At 69.3% G+C, this 21,292-nt stretch carries 21 protein-coding genes; 8 read left to right on the top strand and 13 right to left on the bottom strand.

The genetic code is table 11. From position 1 onward, the window contains the following. Positions 1 to 23: 23 nt before the first annotated feature. From N788_RS13935 to N788_RS08255, 6 genes are all read right to left on the bottom strand, one after another. The gene (locus tag N788_RS13935) at positions 24 to 1,883 is read right to left on the bottom strand and encodes a TonB family protein (RefSeq protein WP_051924496.1); all 1,860 of its coding nucleotides are present in this window, start codon (positions 1,881 to 1,883) and stop codon (positions 24 to 26) included. Further along, a complete protein-coding gene (locus N788_RS08235; RefSeq protein ID WP_034223673.1) occupies positions 1,873 to 2,241 on the bottom strand; it encodes a BlaI/MecI/CopY family transcriptional regulator in 369 nt (122 codons plus the stop codon). The genes N788_RS13935 and N788_RS08235 overlap by 11 nt, the downstream gene beginning before the upstream one ends. A 66-nt stretch (positions 2,242 to 2,307) precedes the next feature. After that, on the bottom strand, positions 2,308 to 3,264 hold the full coding sequence (gene cyoE, locus N788_RS08240) for a heme o synthase (protein ID WP_051924497.1): 957 nt from the start codon (positions 3,262 to 3,264) through the stop codon (positions 2,308 to 2,310). Then, positions 3,261 to 4,406 (bottom strand): COX15/CtaA family protein, encoded by a 1,146-nt coding sequence (locus N788_RS08245; RefSeq protein ID WP_034223616.1) that lies wholly within the window; start codon positions 4,404 to 4,406, stop codon positions 3,261 to 3,263. The genes cyoE and N788_RS08245 overlap by 4 nt, the downstream gene beginning before the upstream one ends. Positions 4,407 to 4,412: 6 nt before the next feature. Then, complete coding sequence (locus N788_RS08250) at positions 4,413 to 4,979, bottom strand: hypothetical protein (protein WP_034223618.1); 567 nt, start codon at positions 4,977 to 4,979, stop codon at positions 4,413 to 4,415. Further along, on the bottom strand, positions 4,976 to 5,674 hold the full coding sequence (locus N788_RS08255) for an SURF1 family protein (protein WP_244444108.1): 699 nt from the start codon (positions 5,672 to 5,674) through the stop codon (positions 4,976 to 4,978). The genes N788_RS08250 and N788_RS08255 overlap by 4 nt, the downstream gene beginning before the upstream one ends. 57 nt (positions 5,675 to 5,731) lie before the next feature. Between N788_RS08255 and N788_RS08260 the strand changes: the two genes are divergently transcribed. Then, complete coding sequence (locus N788_RS08260) at positions 5,732 to 5,956, top strand: twin transmembrane helix small protein (RefSeq protein ID WP_034223623.1); 225 nt, start codon at positions 5,732 to 5,734, stop codon at positions 5,954 to 5,956. A 130-nt stretch (positions 5,957 to 6,086) separates the two neighbouring features. Here the strand turns inward: N788_RS08260 and N788_RS08265 are convergent, their stop codons facing one another. The 5 genes from N788_RS08265 to coxB are packed head-to-tail and all read right to left on the bottom strand — an operon-like array spanning position 6,087 to position 10,286. Next, positions 6,087 to 6,962, bottom strand: coding sequence for a cytochrome c oxidase subunit 3 (locus tag N788_RS08265; protein WP_034223626.1), 876 nt, complete (start codon positions 6,960 to 6,962; stop codon positions 6,087 to 6,089). Positions 6,963 to 6,994: 32 nt separating this feature from the next. After that, positions 6,995 to 7,579 (bottom strand): cytochrome c oxidase assembly protein, encoded by a 585-nt coding sequence (locus N788_RS08270; RefSeq protein WP_034223629.1) that lies wholly within the window; start codon positions 7,577 to 7,579, stop codon positions 6,995 to 6,997. Continuing rightward, positions 7,576 to 7,704: a hypothetical protein gene (locus N788_RS15140; RefSeq protein ID WP_275039605.1), complete on the bottom strand. Its 129-nt coding sequence runs from the start codon at positions 7,702 to 7,704 to the stop codon at positions 7,576 to 7,578. The genes N788_RS08270 and N788_RS15140 overlap by 4 nt, the downstream gene beginning before the upstream one ends. A 39-nt stretch (positions 7,705 to 7,743) precedes the next feature. Continuing rightward, positions 7,744 to 9,375, bottom strand: coding sequence for a cytochrome c oxidase subunit I (ctaD, locus tag N788_RS08275; RefSeq protein ID WP_034223631.1), 1,632 nt, complete (start codon positions 9,373 to 9,375; stop codon positions 7,744 to 7,746). Positions 9,376 to 9,401: 26 nt separating this feature from the next. Continuing rightward, a complete protein-coding gene (coxB, locus tag N788_RS08280; RefSeq protein ID WP_051924498.1) occupies positions 9,402 to 10,286 on the bottom strand; it encodes a cytochrome c oxidase subunit II in 885 nt (294 codons plus the stop codon). A 249-nt stretch (positions 10,287 to 10,535) separates the two neighbouring features. On the opposite strand from coxB, the gene putA reads away from it, so the two are divergent. After that, the gene (gene putA, locus N788_RS08285; RefSeq protein WP_244444109.1) at positions 10,536 to 13,691 is read left to right on the top strand and encodes a bifunctional proline dehydrogenase/L-glutamate gamma-semialdehyde dehydrogenase PutA; all 3,156 of its coding nucleotides are present in this window, start codon (positions 10,536 to 10,538) and stop codon (positions 13,689 to 13,691) included. Positions 13,692 to 13,809: 118 nt separating this feature from the next. Here the strand turns inward: putA and N788_RS08290 are convergent, their stop codons facing one another. Further along, positions 13,810 to 14,421: a hypothetical protein gene (locus N788_RS08290; RefSeq protein ID WP_034223634.1), complete on the bottom strand. Its 612-nt coding sequence runs from the start codon at positions 14,419 to 14,421 to the stop codon at positions 13,810 to 13,812. Positions 14,422 to 14,621: 200 nt separating this feature from the next. Between N788_RS08290 and N788_RS08295 the strand changes: the two genes are divergently transcribed. From N788_RS08295 to N788_RS08315, 5 genes are read left to right on the top strand one after another with little or no spacing between them, the layout of a single operon-like run. After that, the gene (locus N788_RS08295; protein WP_034223637.1) at positions 14,622 to 16,232 is read left to right on the top strand and encodes an ExeA family protein; all 1,611 of its coding nucleotides are present in this window, start codon (positions 14,622 to 14,624) and stop codon (positions 16,230 to 16,232) included. Then, a complete protein-coding gene (locus N788_RS08300) occupies positions 16,232 to 16,981 on the top strand; it encodes a general secretion pathway protein GspB (RefSeq protein ID WP_034223640.1) in 750 nt (249 codons plus the stop codon). The genes N788_RS08295 and N788_RS08300 overlap by 1 nt, the downstream gene beginning before the upstream one ends. Positions 16,982 to 16,984: 3 nt before the next feature. Continuing rightward, on the top strand, positions 16,985 to 17,662 hold the full coding sequence (locus N788_RS08305; RefSeq protein ID WP_034223643.1) for a rhomboid family intramembrane serine protease: 678 nt from the start codon (positions 16,985 to 16,987) through the stop codon (positions 17,660 to 17,662). A gap of 45 nt (positions 17,663 to 17,707) precedes the next feature. Further along, positions 17,708 to 18,031 carry a DUF1820 family protein gene (locus tag N788_RS08310; protein WP_034223646.1) on the top strand — a complete coding sequence of 108 codons (324 nt, stop codon included), beginning with the start codon at positions 17,708 to 17,710 and terminating at the stop codon, positions 18,029 to 18,031. A gap of 4 nt (positions 18,032 to 18,035) precedes the next feature. Continuing rightward, positions 18,036 to 19,877, top strand: a complete 1,842-nt coding sequence (locus N788_RS08315) for an O-linked N-acetylglucosamine transferase, SPINDLY family protein (RefSeq protein WP_051924499.1) — start codon at positions 18,036 to 18,038, stop codon at positions 19,875 to 19,877. On the opposite strand, the gene N788_RS08320 is transcribed toward N788_RS08315, so the two are convergent. Then, positions 19,825 to 20,811, bottom strand: a complete 987-nt coding sequence (locus N788_RS08320) for an integron integrase (protein ID WP_034223649.1) — start codon at positions 20,809 to 20,811, stop codon at positions 19,825 to 19,827. The genes N788_RS08315 and N788_RS08320 overlap by 53 nt on opposite strands. A gap of 258 nt (positions 20,812 to 21,069) precedes the next feature. On the opposite strand from N788_RS08320, the gene N788_RS14965 reads away from it, so the two are divergent. Continuing rightward, a partial coding sequence (locus N788_RS14965; RefSeq protein ID WP_211250701.1) for an STY0301 family protein occupies positions 21,070 to 21,292 on the top strand: 223 nt, incomplete at its 3' end.

The following is a 21,292-nucleotide window of genomic DNA, read 5'->3' on the forward strand; positions in this document are numbered from 1 at the left end:
GGCTGCACCCGTCCCCGCTCGCCTTATTGCCCGGCGACCATCTGCGGCGGAGCCCGGTACTGCGGCCTCGGGTGGCGCATGGCTTCGGTTTCGAAATTGCTCACCGACGTGCCCTCGAACCAGACCGGCACCAGCACCGTCGACGCTACCGCCTGGCCGCCACTGCGCGCGGGTTCGAAGCGCCAGCGTTTCACCGCCGCGAGGGCGTTGCGCTCGTACACGCCGCTGAGCTTGCTGTCGAAGACCGCGACGTCGACCGGCGTGCCGGTGGCGTCGACGCTGACCTGCATCACCATGCCCGAGACCACCAGGCTGTCCGGGTTGACGCTGGCCAGGACCGGCAGCCGGGCCGGCTTGGCCAGGCGGATGCGCGGCGGCTGGTAGCCGGCGGCGCCGGCACCGGGGCTCCCGTCCGCGATGACCAGCACCTTGGGTTCGGAGACCTGGGCTTCGACCTGGTCCTCCGGCATCGGCGGCGGCGGCAGGGGCACGTTGTCGGTGTAGAGGAACCGGCGTTCGGCCACCCGCGGTGACGGCAGCGGTGCGCGCTGCGGGGCATGGCCAGCCCGCTGCGCGACGGGCGCAGCCGGCGCCACGGCCGGAACCGCGTCGGGGGCCGGCGTCGCTTCCGGGGCCGGCGTGGCAACGGGCCGCGCAGGCGCTGCGACCGGTGCCACGGCCTCTACGGCCGGTGAGGGGGCCGGCGTGACCACCGGAGCCGGCGAGGGCACGCCGGCGCTGGATGCCTGGGGCGTGGACGGCGCTGCGGTGGCCGGCGCGAGGACCACCGACGCAGGCGCGACTGGCGCCGGCGCAGCGACCTGTCCTTGCACGGCCAGCGGTGGCAGCGGCGCTGCGGCGGTGGCCAGGGAAATCGCCGGCAGTGTGACGATGGTGGCGGGTTGTTGCTGCCACAGCGCGGCCGCACCGGCCGAACTGGCGAGCACGGCGAGTCCGGCGCCCAGCATCAGCCGGGCCGGGCCCGGCATGGGTTTCTTGAGCATGGAAATTCTCCAGGTGAGGGGATGGCTGGACTGCCATGCGCAGCCGACCGGCAGTCCAAGGTCGGCCAGCTGCGTATTCAGGAGCGCGGTCGCGTAGGCGCGACCGGCGCGGGGATGTCGGGCGAGCACGGCGGCGTCGCAGGCCAGTTCCTGGTCCAGGCGCAGCTTGGCCGCGGCCAGGTGCACCAGGGGGTTGAACCAGAACAGGCAGCGCAGCACGCAGGCCAGGGCGTTGACCGGCAGGTCGCCCCGGCGCAGGTGCACGCGTTCGTGCGCCAGCACCAGCTGGCGCTGCTGGGCGTCGTAACGATGGTCGAAGTCCGACGGCACGACGATGCGCGGGCGCAGCAGCCCGATGACCACCGGACCGATGTCGTCGGCACTGGCCTGCCACAGGGTCGCGTCGCGGCGCTGCAGGCGGCCCAGGCGCCGGCGGAAGCGGCGCTGCTGCACCAGCATCCGGGCTGCCAGCGCCAAGGCACCCATGGCCCAGGCCAGCACGGCGACGGTGTGCGCGTCGACCTGCGGGAACCGGGCGGCCCCGGGAACCGCTTCCCGGGGGAAGGAACGGGACGCGGCCGCGGGGGTCGAGGCGGTTGCGCTGATCGCAGCCGGGCCCTGGAAGACGCGGGAGGCTTCGTACGACTGGCCCGCGGGGTTCGCTCGCTCGGAAAGGGCCACGACAGGCGCGTCCACCACCACCCGCGGACCCGGCATGCTGGTGGCCATCAGCGCGGCGGGCAGCAGCAGGTAGAGCCACAGCACGGCGCCGGCGCCGAGCCAGCGCCGCCACAGCGGCCGAAGGACCATCACCAGGACGGCGGCCAGGGCCAGCGCCCAGGCGGAACGCAGAAGCCAGTCGAAGAGCTCAGCGGCCATCGTCGAAGTCCTCGATCAGCTTGCGCAGTTCCTCGATGTCGCGGCGGGTCAGCTTGCCCTGCTCGCCGAAGTGCGCGACCAGGGGCGCGACGCGGCCACCGAATAGTCGGTCGAGCACTCCCTTGCTCTGTTCGGCCAGCCATTGTTCGTGGCTGAGCACCGGGCGGTAGCGATAGCGTCGCCCTTCGCGTTCGGCCGACAACGCGCCCTTGGTCAGCAGGCGATTGATCAGGGTGCGTACGGTGGCCTCGGCCCAGCCCTGCGGGCCGGCGACGGCGGCGATCAGGTCCTCGGCGGTGGCTTCACCGGCCGCCCAGAGCGCCTTCATGACTTCGCTTTCGGCTTCGCTGATGGAGATCCCGGCCATGGACTTTCCTTTTACACGCGTAATTGATGATTCAATTTACGCCTGTAAAACCAAAAGTCAAGCCGGCAGGAACTCCAGGGCCTGGACCACGTCCGCGGCGTCGCGCAGCAGCCAGTGGTCGGCCAGCAGGAAGGCGAACAGGGCCATCAGGTAAACGATGGAGTAGTTGAAGACCTGCATCGCGTAAAGCTCGGACGGCGGGTTGAGCAGGCGGATGGCGTACCAGAGGAACACCCCGCCCAGCACCAGCGCCCCGCCCAGGTAGAACACCCCGCTCATGCCGGCGACATAGGGCAGCACCGTCACCACCAGCAGCAGCACCGTGTAGAACAGGATCTGCCAGCGCGTGTAGGTCACGCCGTAGACCACCGGCAACATCGGGATCAGCGCCTTGGCGTAGTCGTCGCGGCGGAAGATCGCCAGGGCCCAGAAATGCGGCGGGGTCCAGACGTAGATGATCAGCACCAGCAGCAGCGCGTGGTCGTAGTGCAGCGGCGCGCCGGCCAGGCCCCAGAACGACACGCCCGCCGGCCAGCCCTTCACCGCCGCCCAACCCAGGGCCGGCGGCGCGGCGCCGGCGAGGCCGCCGATGACGATGTTCTGCGGCGTCGCGCGCTTGAGGTAGCCGGTGTAGATGATGGCGTAGCCGATGAGCGAGGCGAAGGTGAGCGCCGCGGTGAAGAGGTTCACGCGCCAGGCCAGGATCGCCATCGACAGCGCGCCCAGCACCAGCGCGAAGGCGAGCACCTGGCCCGGCCGCAGCGAGCCGGTGGCCAGCGGACGATGCTGGGTGCGCGCCATCAGCACGTCGATGCGCTGGTCGAGCAGGTGGTTGATGGCCGCCGCCGAGGCCGCCGCCAGCCAGATGCCCAGGGCGCCGAGCACGATGCGCTCCCAGGGCCAGGGCTGGCCGGGCTCGATCGCCAGGAACATGCCGATGATCGCGGTGAATACGATCAGCGCCACCACCCGTGGCTTGGTCAGCTCCCAATAGGCGGCCAGGGGCAGGCTCATTCCGGTGCCCGCAGCCGCGCCAGCAGGCCCATGACGGTAAACAGAAGCAGCGCCGCGCCGGCGTTGTGCGCCACCGCCACCCACAGCGGCAGGCCCGCCACGATGTTGCTGATGCCCAGCGCCACCTGGGCGCACAGCAGCGCCAGCAGCAGGCCGCCGGAATAACGCAGGCCGGTCGAACGGAGCAGTTTGATCGCCACCACCAGCAGGTGACCGACGACCAGGAGGGCCATCAGGCGATGCGCCATCTGGATGGCCACGCGCGCCGGGCCGTCGAGCACGCCGCCTTCGTAGTCCACGCCGATGCCGCGCCAGAGCACGAAACCTTCGCGGTAGTCCTGCGCCGGCCACCACTGGCCCTGGCAGGTCGGGAACTCGGTGCCGCAGGCCAGGGCCGCGTAGTTGGCGCTGGTCCAGCCGCCCAGGGCGATCTGCAGCACCAGCAGCACCAGGCCGATCCACAGCAATCGGCGCAGCTTGGGCGCCTCGGCGCTGACCAGTGGCCCCCCGGGCGTGGTCTTCCAGGCCAGCCAGGTCAGCAGCGACAGGGTCAGCAGGCCGCCCATCAGGTGGGCCATGACGATCACCGGCTTCACCAGCCAGATCACCGTCCACATGCCCAGTACGGCCTGGAAGATGATGACCATCAGCAGCAAGGTCGACAGGCGGGCGGCGTCCACGTTCGACCAGCGCAGGGCCTGCACCAGCAGGATCAGCTCGCCGGCCAGCCACAGCGCCACCGACAGCTCGTGGTTGGGCGCCATGCCCACGCCCATGTAGACCGGAATGGAAATGCCGACCAGGGCCGCGGCCGCGAGCACGCTGCCCACCCCGCCCTTGCGTTTGCGGGCCGCCAGCAGCGCCAGCGTCAGCACCAGCAGGCCCAGCAGCGCGGCGATGTGGCGATGGAATTGTTCGCGCCAGGCCTTGGACACTTCGACCACGCGCTCGAAGCCTTCGTTGGCGGCGGCGATTTCGTGGTCCTGGGTCGGCCAGGTGGCCTTGCCGTAGCACGTGGGCCAGTCCGGGCAGCTCAGCCCGGCGTTGGACAGCCGGACGAAACCGCCGAAGACGATGACGGCCAGGGCGAGCAGCACGCCGGCCCAGGCCAGGCGATGGAAGTGTTTGGAAGGTGCGTTCATCAGGGCCTACTTCAACACACGACCGAGGTCCTTGCGCAGGCTGCCGGGATTGAAGCCCGGGGCATAGCGCAGGACGAGGTAGCCATTGGGGTCGGCCAGGTATGCGGGCAGTGCCTGGGCGCTGGCGGTGTCGGGCAGCGCGGCGGCCAGCGCCGGGCTGGCCTGCATGGGCACCAGGCCGCTGAAGGACGCCGCGCCGGCCGGCACCTCGCCGAACCACAGCACCTTCAGTCGTTCGGCATGGCGGCCTTCGGACAGCCAGACGCGATGCAGCGCGTCGTACATCGCCGCGCAGGGCTCACCGCAGCCTTGCGGCGCCACGAACACCACGTGCCAGTTGCGTTCGGCCGGCTGCCACTGCCAGGCGCTGCCATCGGCGCGGACCAGGTCGAGGCCGCGCAGGTCGGGGTACGGGTCGAGCATCTCGCCGATGTTGCGGGTCTGGCTGGGTTTCCAGCCGCCGAAGAACAGGCTCGCGGCGATGCCGAAGCTGCCCAGGAAAAACGCCGCCACCAGCAGCAGCTGCAGGCGCGAACGGGTCCTGGACGGAGCGGGATGGGCAGATTGGGTCATGGGCGTTTCCGGAACCACAGCAAAAGGATGACCACCAGGGTGGCGATGGCCAGGCCAAACCACTGGATGGCGTAGCCGCGATGTTTCTCAGGCGGCAGGGTATTGGCCAGCACCTCAAGATCGCGTTCATGCCCCAGCGGCAGCGACGGATCCAGGCGCAACACCCTGGGTGCCAGGGCCGACAGGCCCCAGGCCCGGGCGACGTTGGCCGGCTCCAGGTGCAGGGCCAGCCAGCGCTGGCCGCCGTCGCGCGATTGCAGGCCTTCGCCCAGCTTCAGGCCGACGGCCGGCGGCGGCGACAACAAACCCGCCAGCTGCGCCTCGCCCCGGGGGCAGGCTTCGCGCGGCAGTTTGCGATCGCCGGGCAACGGCAGCCAGCCCAGGTCGACCAGCAGCGCCGGGCCGCTGTGCGGCTGGAAGGCGCAATACAGTCGCACGCCCACGCGGGCACCACGGCGCTGGTTGTCCAGCCACAGCGGCGGCGTGTCCAGGAAGCGGCCTTGGCCGGCCGCACGATTCACGCCCTCGCCGCTTGCCGCCGCCGACAGCGGCCAGGGCGCTTCGGCGCGCGCAACCACCGCGGCCTCGAGCATGGCCTGTTTCTCCAGGCCGCGGTTCCACTGCCAGCGGCCCAATGCCGAAAAACCCAGCACCAGGCACAGTCCGAAAACCGCGAGCAGGACGCGGCGTTTCACCACCGGCGGGCCCGGGAGGGGGATAATGCGCGACAGACTTCGCCACCGGCCCTTTGCATGAGCAGTGAACTCAAGACCCTGGTCGTCATCGCGTTCTTCATCTTCATCCTGTGGAACCTGGGCGCCGGCCTGTACTACATGATGGTGGACAAGGGCCGCAGCAAGCGCACCGTGAATTCGTTGACCTGGCGCATCGGACTGTCGGTGGCGCTGATCGCACTGGTGATCATCGGCATCGCCACCGGCCTGGTCGAGCCGCACGGCATCGGCCGCCAGCCCTGAAAACAGCGGGCCGGCGCAAGGCCGGCCCCTGGGTATCCAACGTGGGATCGCCTTGAGTGGGAGGGACTTCAGTCCCGAACGGCATCGGGACTGAAGTCCCTCCCACAGAAGGCGTTTCCCACCTGCCTCGTCAGAGCACGTAGACGAAGACGAACAGGCCCAGCCAGACCACGTCGACGAAGTGCCAGTACCAGGCCACGGCCTCGAAGCCGAAGTGGTGGTCGGGGCTGAAATGACCCCGCAGGCAGCGCAGCCAGATGATGGTGAGCATGATCGTGCCCAGCATCACGTGCATGCCGTGGAAGCCGGTGAGCATGAAGAAGGTCGAGCCGTAGATGCCCGAGCCCAGGGTCAGGCCGAGTTCGGCGTAGGCGTGGTAGTACTCGTAGCCCTGCACGCCCATGAAGATCGCGCCCAGCGCGATGGTCGCGCCCAGCCAGAACAGCAGCGAGCCGCGCTTGTTGGCCTTGAGCGCATGGTGGGCGATGGTGAGCGTCACGCCCGAGCTGAGCAGCAGCAGGGTGTTGACCAGCGGCAGGCCCCAGGCCGAGATGGTCTGGAACGAACCGCCGATGGCGGCCGGGCCGTTGGCCGGCCAGCCGGCGCTGTAGCCCGCCCACAGGAACTGGTTGGTCAGCGAGCCATCGCCTTCACCCGACAGCCAGGGCAGCGCGAACTGGCGCGCATAGAACAGGGCGCCGAAGAAGGCCGCGAAGAACATCACTTCCGAGAAGATGAACCACATCATGCCCATGCGGAAGGAGGCATCGACCCGGTCGTTGTACTTGCCCGACACCGATTCGGCGATGACGTTGCCGAACCAGCCGAACAGCACCGCCAGCGTGGCGATCAGGCCGATGTAGAACACCGGCTGGCCCCAGGCGTGGCCGTTGAACCAGTTCGCGACGCCGACCATGGCGGTGAACAGCGTGATCGAGCCGACAAAGGGCCAGGGGCTGTGGTGCGGGACGTAATAGATGTTCGGGTCGTCGTGGGTGTGTGCCATGGGGTTCCCCGGTATTCCTGATGGGCTTTGGGTCACGGCGCCGTGCGGGCGGTGGCGGGGACGACGTGCGCGCCCTCGCCGACCCGGGCCGTGGCCGCGTCGTTGCTGAAGAAAGTGTAGGACAGGGTGAGCGTCTGCACGTTGTCCGGCAGCGCCGGGTCGACGATGAAACGCACCGGCATCAGGCGCTCTTCGCCCGCGGCCAGCAGCTGTTCGGTGAAACAGAAGCACTCGGTCTTGTTGAAGTAGGTGGACGCCGTGGACGGCGCCACCGACGGCGCAGCATTGCCGACGATCGCGTGGTCGGACAGGTTGCGGGCGGTGTAGTTCATCTCGTACATCTTGCCCGGGTGCACCTGCATGCTGAGCTGGGTCGGCTTGAACGCCCAGGGCAGCTTGGAGTTCACCGTGGCGTCGAACTCGATGGTGACGGTGCGCGACTCGTCCACCTGCAGCCCGGCCACCTGCGCCTCGCCGGCGGGGCCCTGCTCGAGCTTGATGCCGAAGACCTTTTCGCAGGCGATGCGGTACAGCGGCACCAGCGAGAAGGCGAACACGAACGACGCCGCCGACACCAGCGCGATGGTCTTGAAGGTCTTGAGCGAACGCGCGTTCACGGGACCACCGCCGTCAGCAGGAAGGCCACGAAAATACCGACGGCCACCAGCCCGAGCGCCAGCGCCGTGCGGCGGGCGTTGCGGCGGCGGATATCGTCGGTTTTTTGCGGACGGGTCGTGTTCATGCCGGACTGGCGGCGCCCCGGGCGGGGCGCCTGCGCTCCTTAGTGGGTGATGTCGCCGTGGGCCAGGTCACCGTCCTTGATGACCGGCGGCAGGGTGAAGGTGTGGTGCGGGGCCGGCGAGGCCACCGTCCACTCCAGGCCCTTGGCGCCTTCCCAGACGCGCGCCTCGGCCTTGACGCCGCCACGGGCGGCCGACCAGACGATGTAGGCGAACAGCAGCTGGCTCAGGCCGAAACCGAAGCCGCCGATGGACGACCACAGGTTGAAGTCGGCGAAGGCCATGTTGTAGTCGGGCACGCGGCGCTGCATGCCGGCCAGGCCCAGGAAATGCTGCGGGAAGAACAGCAGGTTCACGAAGATGGTGGACAGCCAGAAGTGCAGCTTGCCCAGCTTCTCGTTGTACATATGGCCGGTCCACTTGGGCAGCCAGTAGTACACGCCGGCCATGATGCCGAACACGGCGCCGGTGACCAGCACGTAGTGGAAGTGCGCCACCACGAAGTAGGTGTCGTGGTACTGGAAGTCGGCCGGGACGATGGCCAGCATCAGGCCCGAGAAGCCGCCGATGGTGAACATGATCACGAAGCCCAGGGCGAACAGCATCGGAGTCTCGAAGGTCATCGAGCCGCGCCACATGGTGGTGACCCAGTTGAACACCTTCACGCCGGTCGGGATGGCGATGAGCATGGTCGCGTACATGAAGTACAGCTCGCCGCCCACGGGCATGCCCACGGTGAACATGTGGTGGGCCCAGACGATGAACGACAGGAAGGCGATCGACGCGGTGGCGTAGACCATGGCCTGGTAACCGAACAGCGGCTTGCGGGCGAAGGTCGGGATGATCTCCGACACGATGCCGAAGGCCGGCAGGATCATGATGTAGACCTCGGGGTGACCGAAGAACCAGAAGATGTGCTGGAACATCACCGGGTCACCGCCGCCGGCGGCGTTGAAGAAGCTGGTCTCGAAGAACTTGTCGGTCAGCAGCATGGTGACCGCGCCGGCCAGCACCGGCATCACCGCGATCAGCAGGAAGGCGGTGATCAGCCAGGTCCAGCAGAAGATCGGCATCTTCAGCAGGTCGACGCCCGGGGCGCGCATGTTGAGGATGGTGGCGATGACGTTGATCGCACCCATGATCGAGCTGATGCCCATCAGGTGGATGGCGAAGATGGTGAACGCGGTGCTGTTGCCGCCCTGCAGCGACAGCGGCGGGTAGAGCGTCCAGCCACCGGCCGGGCCGCCGCCGCCGACGCCGAACACGATCTGCAGGATCAGCGGCATCAGCAGCAGGGTGAAGGCGAAGGGCAGGATCCAGAACGACCAGTTGTTCATGCGCGGCAGCGCCATGTCCGGCGCGCCGATCTGCAGCGGGATCATCCAGTTGGCCAGGCCGACGAAGGCCGGCATGACCGCGCCGAAGATCATCACCAGCGCATGCATGGTGGTCATCTGGTTGAAGAACTCGGGCTCGACCAGCTGCAGGCCGGGCTGGAAGAGCTCGGCGCGGATGACCAGGGCCATCGAGCCGCCAATGAAGAACATCACCAGCGCGAACACCAGGTACAGGGTACCGATGTCCTTGTGGTTGGTGGAGTAGAGCCAGCGCTGGACGAAGCCCTGCTTGTGCTCGCCGTGGTGGTCGGCGGCGTGGGCGTCAGTGTGTGCCATGGTCTTGTGCCTCTCTCAGGTTCTGCTCAGCCCTCGCCGCCCGCGTTCGCGGGGGCGTTGGCTACGATGCGGGCGGCTTCGGCGAGGTCGCCGGCCTTCTGGGCGGCCAGCCAGGCCTCGTACTCGGCGCGCGGCACGGCCTTGACCACGATCGGCATGAAGCCGTGGTCCTTGCCGCACAGCTCGGCGCAAACGCCGCGGTAGGTGCCGGGCTCGCGGATTTCCGTCCAGGCCTCGTTGATGATCCCGGGGATGGCGTCCTGCTTCCAGCCCAGCGCCGGCACCCACCAGGCGTGGATGACGTCGTCGGCGGTGACCACGAAACGGATCTTGGTGTCGGTGGGCAGCACCAGCGGACGATCGACGTCACGCAGGTAATGCGGCACCACGTCGCTCTCGGGGCGCTCGCCGGACTGGCGGATGCGGTCGGATTCGCGGTCGAGGCGGGAGATGAAGTTCACGTCCTCGCCGACGATCTCGTAGCGCCACATCCACTGGTAGCCGGTGACCTTCACCGTCATTTCGTGGCCCTTGGCGTCGTACTGCTGGATCACCATCGAGGTGGCCGGCACGGCCATCACGACCAGGATGACGATGGGGATGACGGTCCAGAGGATCTCGAGCTTGGTCGAGTGGGTGAAGTCCACGTCCGGCTTGGCGCCCTTGGACTTGCGGAACTTGAACATCGCCACCGCCATGGCACCGAAGACCACGATGCCGATGGCAACGCAGATCCAGAGCATCAGCATGTGCATGAAGTAGGCGTTTTCCGCCGTCTGGGTGACGCCCTCGGGCATGTTCAGCTGCCAGCGGACCGGCTCACTGTCGGCCCAGGCCGAGACACTGGCCAGCGCGGCCAGCAGGCCGGTGGCGGCCTTGGCGACGATGGCGCTTGCTTTCTTCGCTTTCATCCGAACATACCCCAACGTGTGGTCTTGGCTCCGCCCGGCTCCCGGACGCCACCAGCCGCCACGGGGCGGCCAGCGCAGGAAACGCAGGACAGGAGAACTGGCGGATTTTAGCTACCCCCGCGACAGGGGGGCAAGCCAAACCGGAGGCCCGTTGTCCGGAAAGGTGAACGGGGACGGCTTCCGGCCCCCCCGGCCGCGGCCGTAGAATCCGCTTTCACGCGCAGCCCGCGCCGAACACCACGGACCTTTGTGAGCCCGATCCTGAGCCCTGAACTGCCCGACGCGCCGTCGGACCTGCGCGCCCGGATCACCGCGGCGTTCCACCGCGACGAGGCCGAACACCTGGCCGGCCTGCTGGAAATGGCCCGGCTGCCCGAAGACGAGCAAGCCGCCGTGCAGGCCGCCGCCGTCGGCCTGGTGCAGCGTACCCGGGTGCGCGGCGCCGACCCGGGCATGGTCGAGGCCTTCATGCGCCAGTACGACCTGTCCAGCGAGGAAGGCGTGCTGCTGATGTGCGTGGCCGAGGCCCTGCTGCGGGTGCCCGACCGGGCCACCACCGACAAGCTGATCCGCGACAAGCTCGGCGACGCCGACTGGGACAAGCACATGGGCCGGTCGAGCTCGGTGCTGGTCAATGCCTCGACCTGGGGCCTGATGCTCACCGGCCGCATGGTCAACCTGGCCGATGAAACCCGCCGCAATGCCGTCGGCGCCTTCCGCCGGCTGGTCGGCCGCGCCGGCGAGCCGGCGATCCGCCTGGCCGTGCGCCAGGCGATGAGGATCATGGGCCACCAGTTCGTGATGGGTGAAACCATCGCCGACGCGCTCGAGCGCAGCCGCAAGGGCGAGGCGGCCAGCTACCTGTATTCGTTCGACATGCTCGGCGAAGCCGCCTTCACCCAGGCCGACGCCGACCGCTACCTGCAGGCCTATCGCGACGCCATCACCGCCATCGGCGCCGGCGGGCCGTTCAAGGACGTGCTCCTGGCGCCGTCGATCTCGGTGAAGCTCTCCGCCCTGCACCCGCGCTACGAACTGGCCCAGCGCGCCCGCGTGCAGGCCGAACTGACGCCGCGGGTGCTGGAACTGGCGCGGCTGGCCAAGGCCCAGGGCATCGGCTTCACCATCGACGCCGAAGAGTCCGAGCGCCTGGAGCTGAGCCTGGACGTCATCGCCGGCGCCTATGAAGACGCCTCGCTCGATGGCTGGGAAGGTTACGGGCTGGCCGTGCAGGCCTACCAGAAGCGCGCGCCCTACGTGATCGACTACCTCGTCGACCTGGCCCGCCGCACCGGCCGCCGCATGCCGATGCGCCTGGTCAAGGGCGCGTACTGGGACAGCGAGGTCAAGAAGGCCCAGGCCGACGGCTACCCGGGCTTCCCGGTGTTCACGCGCAAGGTGAACACCGACGTCAGCTACCTGGCCTGCGCGCGGCAGATGCTGGCGGCGACGGACGCGATCTACCCGATGTTCGCCACGCACAACGCGCATACCATCGCCGCCATCCACCACTACGCCCAGGGCGCGCGCTTCGAGTACCAGAAGCTGCACGGCATGGGCGACGACCTGTATGCCGAGGTGGTGCCGGCCGACAAGCTGGGCGTGCCCTGCCGGGTGTACGCGCCGGTGGGGTCGCACGAGGACCTGCTGCCCTACCTGGTGCGCCGCCTGCTGGAAAACGGCGCCAACTCCAGCTTCGTCAACCGCATCACCGACGAATCCCTGCCGGCCGCCGACCTGGTGGCCGACCCGGTCGCCGTGGCCAGCGCCTACGAAAGCAAGCCTCATCCCCGCATTCCCCTGCCGCGCGCGCTGTTCCGGGCCGCCGGCGAAGACAGGACCAACTCCATGGGCGCCAACCTCGCCAACGACGACACCCTTGCCACCCTCGCCCGCGATATCAACGCCGCGCTCGCCCCGGTTTCGGCCACGCCGCTGGTGCCGGGCGCCACGATTTCCGGCGACAAGGTGAAGGTGACCAACCCCGCCGACCGGCGCGAACAGGTGGGCGAATACGTCAACGCCGACGCCGCCACGGTCGAACGTGCCATCGCCAACGCGGTGGCCGCCCAGCCGGCCTGGGACAAGATGCCGGCCGCCAGCCGCGCCCGCATCCTGGAGCACGCCGCCGACCTGCTCGAACAGCGCATGGGCGCGTTCATGGCGATCTGCGTGAAGGAAGCCGGCAAGTCCATCGCCTCGTCGGTGGGTGAAGTCCGCGAGGCCGTGGACTTCCTGCGTTATTACGCCATGCAGTCGCGCAAGCTGTTCGGTGCGCCGGAGAAGCTGCCCGGCCCCACCGGCGAAACCAACGAACTGTGGCTGCACGGCAAGGGCGTGTTCGCCTGCATCAGCCCCTGGAACTTCCCGCTGGCGATCTACCTGGGCCAGGTGGCCGCGGCGCTGGCCTCGGGCAATACCGTGGTCGCCAAGCCGGCCGAACAGACGTCGCTGACCGCCTACCTGGCGACCCAGCTGCTGCACGAGGCGGGCGTTCCCAAGGACGTGCTGCAGTTCGTGCCGGGCGACGGCGCCACCGTCGGCGTGGCCCTGACCAAGGATCCGCGCATCGCCGGCGTGTGTTTCACCGGCTCGACCGAAACCGCCTGGGCGATCAACCGCGCCCTGGCCGCCCGCAAGGCGCCGATCGCGGCGCTGATCGCCGAAACCGGCGGCCAGAACGCCCTTATCGCCGACTCCTCGGCCCTGCCCGAGCAGCTGGTGAAGGACGCCATGGTGTCGTCCTTCGATTCGGCCGGGCAGCGCTGTTCGGCGGCGCGCGTGCTGTTCGTGCAGTCCGACATCGCCGACAAGGTGATCACCATGCTCTCGGGTGCGATGGATGAACTGCGCGTGGGCGACCCGGCGCTGCTGAGCACCGACGTCGGCCCGGTGATCGACGAAGACGCGCGCCAGGTGCTCGAGGACCACGCCAAGCGCATGGACCGCGAGGCGACGCTGATCAACCAGGTGAAACTGCCGGAGGAAACCGCCAACGGCTGCTTCTTCGCGCCGCGGGCTTATGAACTCAAGAGCCTCTCGCAGCTCGAACGCGAGGTGTTCGGCCCGGTGCTGCACGTGTTGCGCTACGAGGCCAGCGACCTGGACAAGGTGATGGCCGACATCAACGCCACCGGCTACGGCCTGACCCTGGGCATCCACTCGCGCATCGACGCGACGGTGGAGAAGATCGCCAACACCGTCCGGGTCGGCAACTGCTACGTCAATCGCAACCAGGTCGGCGCCGTGGTCGGCGTGCAGCCCTTCGGCGGCGAAGGCCTGTCCGGCACCGGCCCCAAGGCCGGCGGCCCGCACTACCTGCTGCGCTTCGCCACCGAGCGCGTGCTGACCGTGAACACCACGGCGGCCGGTGGCAATGCCTCGCTGCTGACCCTGGACGACTGAGCGGGTGGACTGCACCTGTGGGAGGGACTTCAGTCCCGAAGCTTCTCGGGACTGAAGTCCCTCCCACAAGATGACGAGGACAAGGCCCTCCGGGAGGAGGGCCTTGTTCCTTGCGGGCTCAGCTCGGGTCGGGCTGGCGCTCGACGACGTACACGCAGGTGCAGGTGGAACCGGCGCCGCAGAGGCCGCTGCGGTAGTGCGCGCTCATGCCGATGGACGCGCACTCTTCCAGGCAGGCGTTCTGCCGGCCTTTCTCGGCGTTCATGCAGCTGTCGAAAATCATCCAGACGATCAGCGGGCCAAGGCCGCCACCGCCGCGCATCGCCGTGCGCCGCGGCGGATCGCCGGGACGGCGGCTGCGGCGGTTTTCCAGGTCGACGCCGTTTTCGTAGTAGTAGTCGAGGATCAGGTTGACCCGGGTCTCTTCCGACAGCGTCAACAGGCGCGGACGTGGCGGGTATTGCCGCATCGGCTGATCCGGCAGGTACAGGCGCATGCTGCCGTCGGCCGCGATTTCGGCCTTGCTGCGGCGGCCCAGGCTGTCTTCCCAGACCAGGTGGGTGCTGCCGTCGTCGGGAAAGGCAGTGGCCTCGGGCACGGCCGAGTGCACGGTGAGCAGCGCCGTGCCCGGCGGGCGTTCAATGGTTTCGTCGCCCGAGCCGGGGCCGGCCCAGGCGCAGGCAGCGGCCGCCCACAGGGCAGCGATGGTGAAACAACGGGTCAGGATCATCGGTGTCTCCTCCGCGCCGGGATGGCGCAGGGACAGCGTCCGCCCGTCGCCACGGCCGCGAATCGGCACTAGCCCGGCGCGCCGGTAGGCAAGCGGTGGCGATGGCGCGAAGAAAGCGGCCCGCCGCGGACCGGAATCGGCCGGTTCCTGCCCGCGTGGCCGGCGTGGCATGCTGGGCGCCCCTTTCGCACGGAAGACGCATGTATCTCGAGCACTACGGTTTGCAGGAGCCGCCGTACTCGATCACGCCCGACCCGCGCTTCGTTTATTTGAGCGAACGCCACCGGGACGCGCTCGCGCACCTGCTGTTCGGCATCGGCCAGGGCGGCGGCGGCGGCTTCGTGCAGCTCACCGGCGAAGTCGGCACCGGCAAGACCACGCTGTGCCGCCTGCTGCTCGAACAGCTGCCCGAAAACGTGCGCGTGGCCCTGGTGCTCAACCCGCGCCTGGACCCGGTGGAGCTGCTGGAGACGATCTGCGAAGAACTGCGCATCGACGTGGCCGGCAAGCGCGGCAGCCTCAAGGGCCTGGTGGACGCGCTCAACCATTTCCTGCTCGACGCCTACGCGCAGGGCCTGCGGGTGGTGCTGATCATCGACGAGGCGCAGAACCTGAGTGCCGAAGCACTGGAACAGGTGCGCCTGCTGACCAACCTGGAAACCCCGACCCAGAAGCTGCTGCAGATCCTGCTGCTGGGCCAGCCCGAGCTGCGCGACATGCTGGCGCGCCCGGACCTGCGCCAGCTGGCGCAGCGCGTCACCGCGCGCTTCCACCTCACGCCGATGGACGCCACCGAAACCGAGGCCTACCTGCGGCACCGGTTCGCGGTGGCCGGCGGTACGCGGTTCCCCTTCACCAAGCTGGCGGTCAAGCGCATCCACCACCACGCCAGCGGCGTGCCGCGACTGGTGAACATCATCGCCGAGCGCGCCCTGCTGGCCGGCTATGCCCACGATGAAGTGCAGGTGAGCGAAAACTGGGTGGATCGTGCCGCCCGCGAAGCAATGGCGCCGCGCCTGTCCAAGCTGCCGAAGTTCAACCTCGCCTGGGCCGTGGCCGTGGTGCTGGCGGTGCTGGTGCTGATGCTGGCGCTGCACGAGCCGGACCCGGTCGTGGATACGGCCGCCGATGAAGCCAACGCGCCGGCGCCGCCGCCGGTGACCGTGGCGGTGGTGCCCTACCTGCCCGGCGACCAGTTGCCCGACCGGATCCGCCTGGCCGCCAGCCAGTCGCAGGCGGCATGGGGACAACTGCTGGGCCTGTGGACGGTGCGCGCCAGCGAAACCACGGTGGACCGCGCCCAGGCCTGCCCGCCGGTCCTGGCGCCGGGTCTTTATTGCCTGCGCGGCCGCGGCAGCCTGGACAAGCTGGCGGCGCTGGGCAGGCCGGCGCTGATGCGCCTGCGCCTGGGCGAAGACGAAGCCTGGGCGCTGCTGCTGGGCGCCGACGCGCTGCGGGTGCGCCTGTGGCTGGGCGGCGGCCGTTTCGATACCGACCGGCTGGCGCTCGAACGCGCCTGGAACGGCGACTACGCCACGCTCTGGCGCGGCCCGGACTTCCTCTGGCCGGCACCGGTGGCGGGCGAAAGCGGCCCAGCGGTGGACTGGATCCACGACCGCCTGCGCGACCGCGCCGGCCTGCAGTCGCACGAAGCCGGCCCGGCCGTGCTCGATGCCGACAGCCTGGCGGCGGTGCGCCGCCTGCAGGATGCCCATGGCCTGGCGGCCGACGGCGTGGTCGGCCCGGAAACCCTGATGGCCCTGTCGGCCCGCGAAAACGAGGGCCCGCGCCTGCGCCGGGTGCTGGACTGATGTCGCTGATCCTGGAAGCCCTGAAGAAGTCCGAAGCCGAGCGTCAGCGCGGCAAGGCCCCGGGCCTGTTCGTCGAACAGGCCGTGTTGGCGCCGCGCCGGCCGCGCGGCACGCCGGCGTGGGTGTTTGCCCTGGGCGCGCTGTTGGTCGTCTTCGCCGCCGCGGCAGTTTGGTGGGGCTGGTCACGCGGGGCCTCGATGGCCGAGGCCGATGGCGCGCCTGTGTCGTCGACGACTCCGTCGGTTCCGCCCGCAAACGAAGAGGTCGCGACCGTCCCTGCATCGATGGCCATGGAGGCGCCCCCGCCCGCGTCAGTCGGCCGGGGAGAATCGATCCGCGCATCCGACGCGCGCCCGCTGCCTGTCACCACGCCGCCGCCCGCCAGTCCGGCTCCGACGTCGGCACCCCGGCCAGTCGTGGCGCCGACACCCGTGCCTGCGCGACCCGCCGCGCGTCCTTCGGCCCCGCCCGAACCGGTCGCGCCCCCTGCCGAGACCGAGTCCGCGGCGTACGCCGACGCCCTTCCCCGCCTCGCCGACCTGCCGGCCGCCGAACGCAACGCGCTGCCGCCGCTGAACATCACCATGCACGTGTTCACCGAGGAGCCGGCGCAACGTTTCGTCATCCTCGACGGACGTCGCCACGGCGAAGGTGCGACACCCACCGCCGGCCTGGTCATCCGGGAGATCCGCCGCGACGGCCTGGTGATTTCGTTCAACGGCCGCGACGTACTGGTGCCGAGGCCCTGACCGGTGTTCGTTGACCTGCCCACCCGCCGCAAGGCGCACTGGCGCTGGGCCACGCCGCTGCTGGCGGCGCTGATGGTCGGTGCCTACATCTGGATCTTCCTGCTGCCCGACGACGCCGCCTGGCGTTCGACCCTGCTGCGCTGGGGCACGCTGTCGGGCAGCGTCACGGAATGGCGCGCGGCCATGCGCGACGTGCGGCTGCTGACCCTGCTGACGGCGCTGTTCATCCACGCCGGTCCGGTGCACCTGGTGGGTAACCTGCTGTTCCTGCTGATCTTCGGCTTGCCGTCCGAACGCACCATGGGGCCGTGGCGTTTCCTGCTGCTGTTCCTGGCCGGCGGCGCCCTGGCCAACCTGGCGGCAGCGGTACTGATGGGCACGCCGGCGCGGGCGATCATCGGCGCCAGCGGCGGCGTGTCGGCGGTCATCGGCGCCTACCTCGCGCTGTTCCCGCGGGCGCGCCTGGGCGTGGTGGTGCCGCTGGGCCTGTGGCTGGAGTTCATCAAGGTGCCGGCGGCGCTGCTGATCGGCCTGTGGGCGACGCTGCAGCTGATCTTCACCTTCACCGGCCCCAGCTTCGGCGCGGTGGCGTGGTGGGCGCACCTGGCCGGCTTCGTGGTCGGGCTGCTGTATGCGCTGGCGCTGAAGCCGGCGCTGGCGCGGCGCAAGCGCGGCGTCTGAAGCGCGGGCAGGACTTCACGGCCGCCGCGGCTTAGAATCGCCGGCATGAGCAACCGCATCCTCTACAAGGTGACCTTCCTCAACGCCGGCAAGGTGTACGAGCTGTACGCGCGCCGGGTGGCGGCGAGTTCGCTGTGGGGGTTCACCGAGGTGGCCGACCTGGTGTTCGATGCCAAGGAAGGCGTGGTGGTCGACCCCACCGAGGAACGCCTGCGCGACGAGTTCGCCAGCACACGCGTGCTGCACCTGCCGATGCAGAGCGTGGTGCGGGTCGAGGAAGTCGACCGCAAGGGCCAGCTGAGCATCCGCGACGCGAGCACCGGCGAGAAGGTGGTGACGCCGTTCCCGCTGCCCGCCAAGCCTCGCTGACTCCATGATGCCGCCGGCTGCCTCGCCCGAGGTGCTGTTCGTCCAGGCCACGCAGGCTTTCCGGCAAGGCCAAGCGGCAACGGCATGGCGCCTGGTGCAGGCGCTGCTGGCGCGCTCGCCACGCCACGCCGACGGCTGGAACCTGGCCGGCATCCTGGCGCAGACGCGTGGCGACGTGCCCCAGGCGCTTGAGTGTTTCAAGCGCGCCTTGGCGGCTGGCGCATCCCCGGGGGTGCTGGTGAACGTCGGCTTCGCACACCAGAAGCTGGGCGACAACGACGCCGCCATGACGGCCTACCGGCAGGCGGTACGCGCCCAGCCGGGCCTGGCGATCGCCTGGCAGAAGCTGGGCGGTCTGAACGAGGCCAAAGGCGAAACCACGCACGCCCTGGCGGCCTACCGTCGCGCCGTGCAGGCGGATCGTGATGACCTCAGGAGCCTCTGCGATGGCCTGTACCTGCGACGTCACCTGGGCGACTGGGCTGCCGATCCGGTATTGGATCCGCAGACCCTGCTGGCCGCCTTCGCGCGCGCGAAACGCAGCGATGGCTCGCCTTCGATCCTGCTGTCCTTGCCTGAAGCCTCGCCCCGGGCGCAGCGTGAGGCGGCGGCGCTGTTCGCGCGTTCACAGTGGGGCCCCCTGCTGGACGCTCCCCCGCTTGCCGTCAACGCCCGGCCCGGTGACCGGCGCCTGCGCATCGGTTACCTGTCGGCGGACTTCAGCAACCATGCGGTGAGCTACCTGGTTGCCGAGGTGCTGGCCGCACACGACCGCGAGGCCGTGGAGGTCTTCGCCTATGGCTATCGCGCACCGGCGCCGGGCGACCCGTGGCGCACGCGCATCCGTGCCGCGGTGGATACGTTCGTGGACATTGACGCGATGGACGACGCCGCGGCCGCCAGCCGTATCCACGCCGACGGCATCGACGTCCTGGTGGACCTGACCGGCTACACGCAGGGCGGCCGCCCTGGCATCAACGCGCGCCGGCCCGCGCCGGTGATCGCGCAGTGGATCGGCTACATCGGCACCCTGGGCGAACCGCGGCTGGCCGACTACGTGATTGGCGATGCCGTGGCGATCCCGACGTCGCTGGAGCCGGCGTTCAGCGAGGCGGTGGCACGGCTGCCGGGTTGTTTCCAGCCCAATGGCGCCCTCGCCCCGGTGCCGGCGCCGCCTTCGCGCGCGGACGCCGGCTTGCCCGGGGAGGGCGTCGTGTTCTGCAGCTTCAACCAGACCTACAAGATGAACCCTGCCGTCTGGGATGACTGGTGTGCGGTGCTTGCTGCGGTCCCGGGCAGCGTGCTTTGGCTGGCGACGGGGCGGCATGCGTCCGCCCATGCCCACCTCAGGGCCGAAGCCGAGCGTAGGGGCATTGATGGCGGGCGGCTGGTTTTCGCACCGCAACTCTCGCGCGAGGCGCACCTGGCGCGCCTGGCCCTGGCCGACCTGGCGCTGGACACCTACCCCTACAATTCCGGCACCACCGCCAGCGATGCGCTGCGCATGGGCGTGCCGGTACTGAGCTTCGCCGGCGACACGTTCGTGAGCCGCATGGCCGCCAGCCTGTTGCACGCCGCCGGCCTGGAAGACTGCCTGGCGAAGGATCGCGCCGGCCTGGTGGCGCTGGCGATCCGCCTGGGCCTGGATGACACCGCGCGCATGGAACTGAAAACGCGTCTTCGCGCCCGTTTGGACCAGGGGCGCCTGTTCGACCCGGCCGGCTTCGCCCGCGACCTGGAACGCCTGCTGGCGACCATGCATGCGCAGGCGCTGGCCGGAACGCGTGAATCCTTCACGCTGGCGGCCGATCCAGCGGACTGCGGACCCCGCCTGCGCCGCGATTGAGCACATGCGTGTAGATCTGGGTCGTCGCCACGTCCTTGTGACCCAACAGTTCCTGCACCGTGCGGATGTCGTAGCCCGCCTCCAGCAGGTGGGTGGCGAAGCTGTGCCGCAGCGTGTGGGCCGTGACGTGCCGGGCCAGGCCGGCGCGACGGCACGCCTGCTTCAGGGCGCGCGACAGCACCTGGTCGTCCAGGTGGTGGCGGCGTTCGCAGCCGTCGCGCGGATCGCGCGAGCGTCGCTCGGCGGGGAACAGATACTGCCAGCCGGTCTCCCGGTCGGCCTGGGGATATTTCTTCGCCAAGGCGAATGGCAGCCACACGCGGCCAAAGCCTTCGCGCAGGTCGGCGGCGTGAACGGAACACGCATGCTCGCGCTGCCGCTGCAGTGGCGCGGCCAGGGCATCGGGCAGGAGGGTGCGCCGGTCCTTGGCCCCCTTGCCTTCGCGCACGGTGATCTCGCGGCGGCTGAAGTCCAGGTCCTTGATGCGCAGGCGCAGCGCCTCGGTGATCCGCATGCCCGTGCCGTAGAGCAGGCTGGCCAGCAGCCAGGTGCGCCCATCCATCGCTGCCAGCAGCGCCTGCACTTCCTGGTGGCCGAGCACCGTCGGCAACCGCTCAGGCTTCTTCGCCCGCACCACCTTTTCCATCCAGGGCAATTCCTGCCCCAGCACTTCGCGATACAAGAAAAGCAGGGCCGCCAAGGCCTGGTTCTGCGTACTTGCCGACACCCGCCCCCGCACCGCCAGGTTCGACAGGAAGGCCTCGACTTCGCGCCGGCCCATCTCACGCGGATGGCGTTTGCCGTAGGCCAGGATGAAGCGCCGGATCCAACCCACGTAGGCCTGCTCGGTACGCAGGCTGTAATGCCGCGCCCTGAGCCGCTGCCGGACCTGTTCAAGGAGACGCGGCCCCGTCCCGACGCGCTCAGGCGCCATCAAGCCCCATCCCGCCGGACTCCGCCCCACCGGCCCCACTTGCCCCCTGCAACCGGGTTACGCCCCCAGTTCCGCTCCGATAAATGCCTATGCTTCGCTTCCCATCCATAAGCGAGGATGCTGAATTACGCGAAGCCCCGAAAAAATCAGCCAACCCGTTGGCTATGGGTAAGAATTCTCTCTTGACCACCCCCGAGTCCTACCGCAACGTAGGCACATCGCCTCGAATTTGGGGCTGAATAGGTGTTAGGTGCCTCGATGAAGCGCGTCGCCACTCTGGCTCTAATGATCTCGCTGCCGGCCTACGCCGGAGCTATTGACCTCCCATGCCCAGAGAACATTCAGACCTCTCAGTCGATCGAATCCGACCATCCAGGCTGGCACGCAGCTAGCTCCAATATTCGCGCCAAGAACGGGATCTCGACCCACCTTGGACGGCCGGTCGGCTTCAGTAGCGGCCCCGCCCGAGAGGGCGCCCTCC

The organism is Arenimonas donghaensis DSM 18148 = HO3-R19, from assembly GCF_000743535.1.
Classification (GTDB): Bacteria; Pseudomonadota; Gammaproteobacteria; order Xanthomonadales; family Xanthomonadaceae; genus Arenimonas; species Arenimonas donghaensis.

What these genes read in the sequence shown, in the direction of transcription:
- N788_RS13935 (WP_051924496.1), bottom strand. Translation starts at nt 1,883, where the DNA reads ATGGCCGCTGAGCTCTTCGACTGGCTTCTGCGTTCCGCCTGGGCGCTG.
- N788_RS08245 (WP_034223616.1), bottom strand. Translation starts at nt 4,406, where the DNA reads ATGAACGCACCTTCCAAACACTTCCATCGCCTGGCCTGGGCCGGCGTG.
- ctaD (WP_034223631.1), bottom strand. Translation starts at nt 9,375, where the DNA reads ATGGCACACACTGACGCCCACGCCGCCGACCACCACGGCGAGCACAAG.
- N788_RS08310 (WP_034223646.1), top strand. Translation starts at nt 17,708, where the DNA reads ATGAGCAACCGCATCCTCTACAAGGTGACCTTCCTCAACGCCGGCAAG.
- coxB (WP_051924498.1), bottom strand. Translation starts at nt 10,286, where the DNA reads ATGAAAGCGAAGAAAGCAAGCGCCATCGTCGCCAAGGCCGCCACCGGC.
- N788_RS08290 (WP_034223634.1), bottom strand. Translation starts at nt 14,421, where the DNA reads ATGATCCTGACCCGTTGTTTCACCATCGCTGCCCTGTGGGCGGCCGCT.
- N788_RS08260 (WP_034223623.1), top strand. Translation starts at nt 5,732, where the DNA reads ATGAGCAGTGAACTCAAGACCCTGGTCGTCATCGCGTTCTTCATCTTC.
- N788_RS15140 (WP_275039605.1), bottom strand. Translation starts at nt 7,704, where the DNA reads ATGAACACGACCCGTCCGCAAAAAACCGACGATATCCGCCGCCGCAAC.
- N788_RS08250 (WP_034223618.1), bottom strand. Translation starts at nt 4,979, where the DNA reads ATGACCCAATCTGCCCATCCCGCTCCGTCCAGGACCCGTTCGCGCCTG.
- cyoE (WP_051924497.1), bottom strand. Translation starts at nt 3,264, where the DNA reads ATGAGCCTGCCCCTGGCCGCCTATTGGGAGCTGACCAAGCCACGGGTG.
- N788_RS08315 (WP_051924499.1), top strand. Translation starts at nt 18,036, where the DNA reads ATGATGCCGCCGGCTGCCTCGCCCGAGGTGCTGTTCGTCCAGGCCACG.
- N788_RS08300 (WP_034223640.1), top strand. Translation starts at nt 16,232, where the DNA reads ATGTCGCTGATCCTGGAAGCCCTGAAGAAGTCCGAAGCCGAGCGTCAG.
- N788_RS08295 (WP_034223637.1), top strand. Translation starts at nt 14,622, where the DNA reads ATGTATCTCGAGCACTACGGTTTGCAGGAGCCGCCGTACTCGATCACG.
- N788_RS08320 (WP_034223649.1), bottom strand. Translation starts at nt 20,811, where the DNA reads ATGGCGCCTGAGCGCGTCGGGACGGGGCCGCGTCTCCTTGAACAGGTC.
- N788_RS08265 (WP_034223626.1), bottom strand. Translation starts at nt 6,962, where the DNA reads ATGGCACACACCCACGACGACCCGAACATCTATTACGTCCCGCACCAC.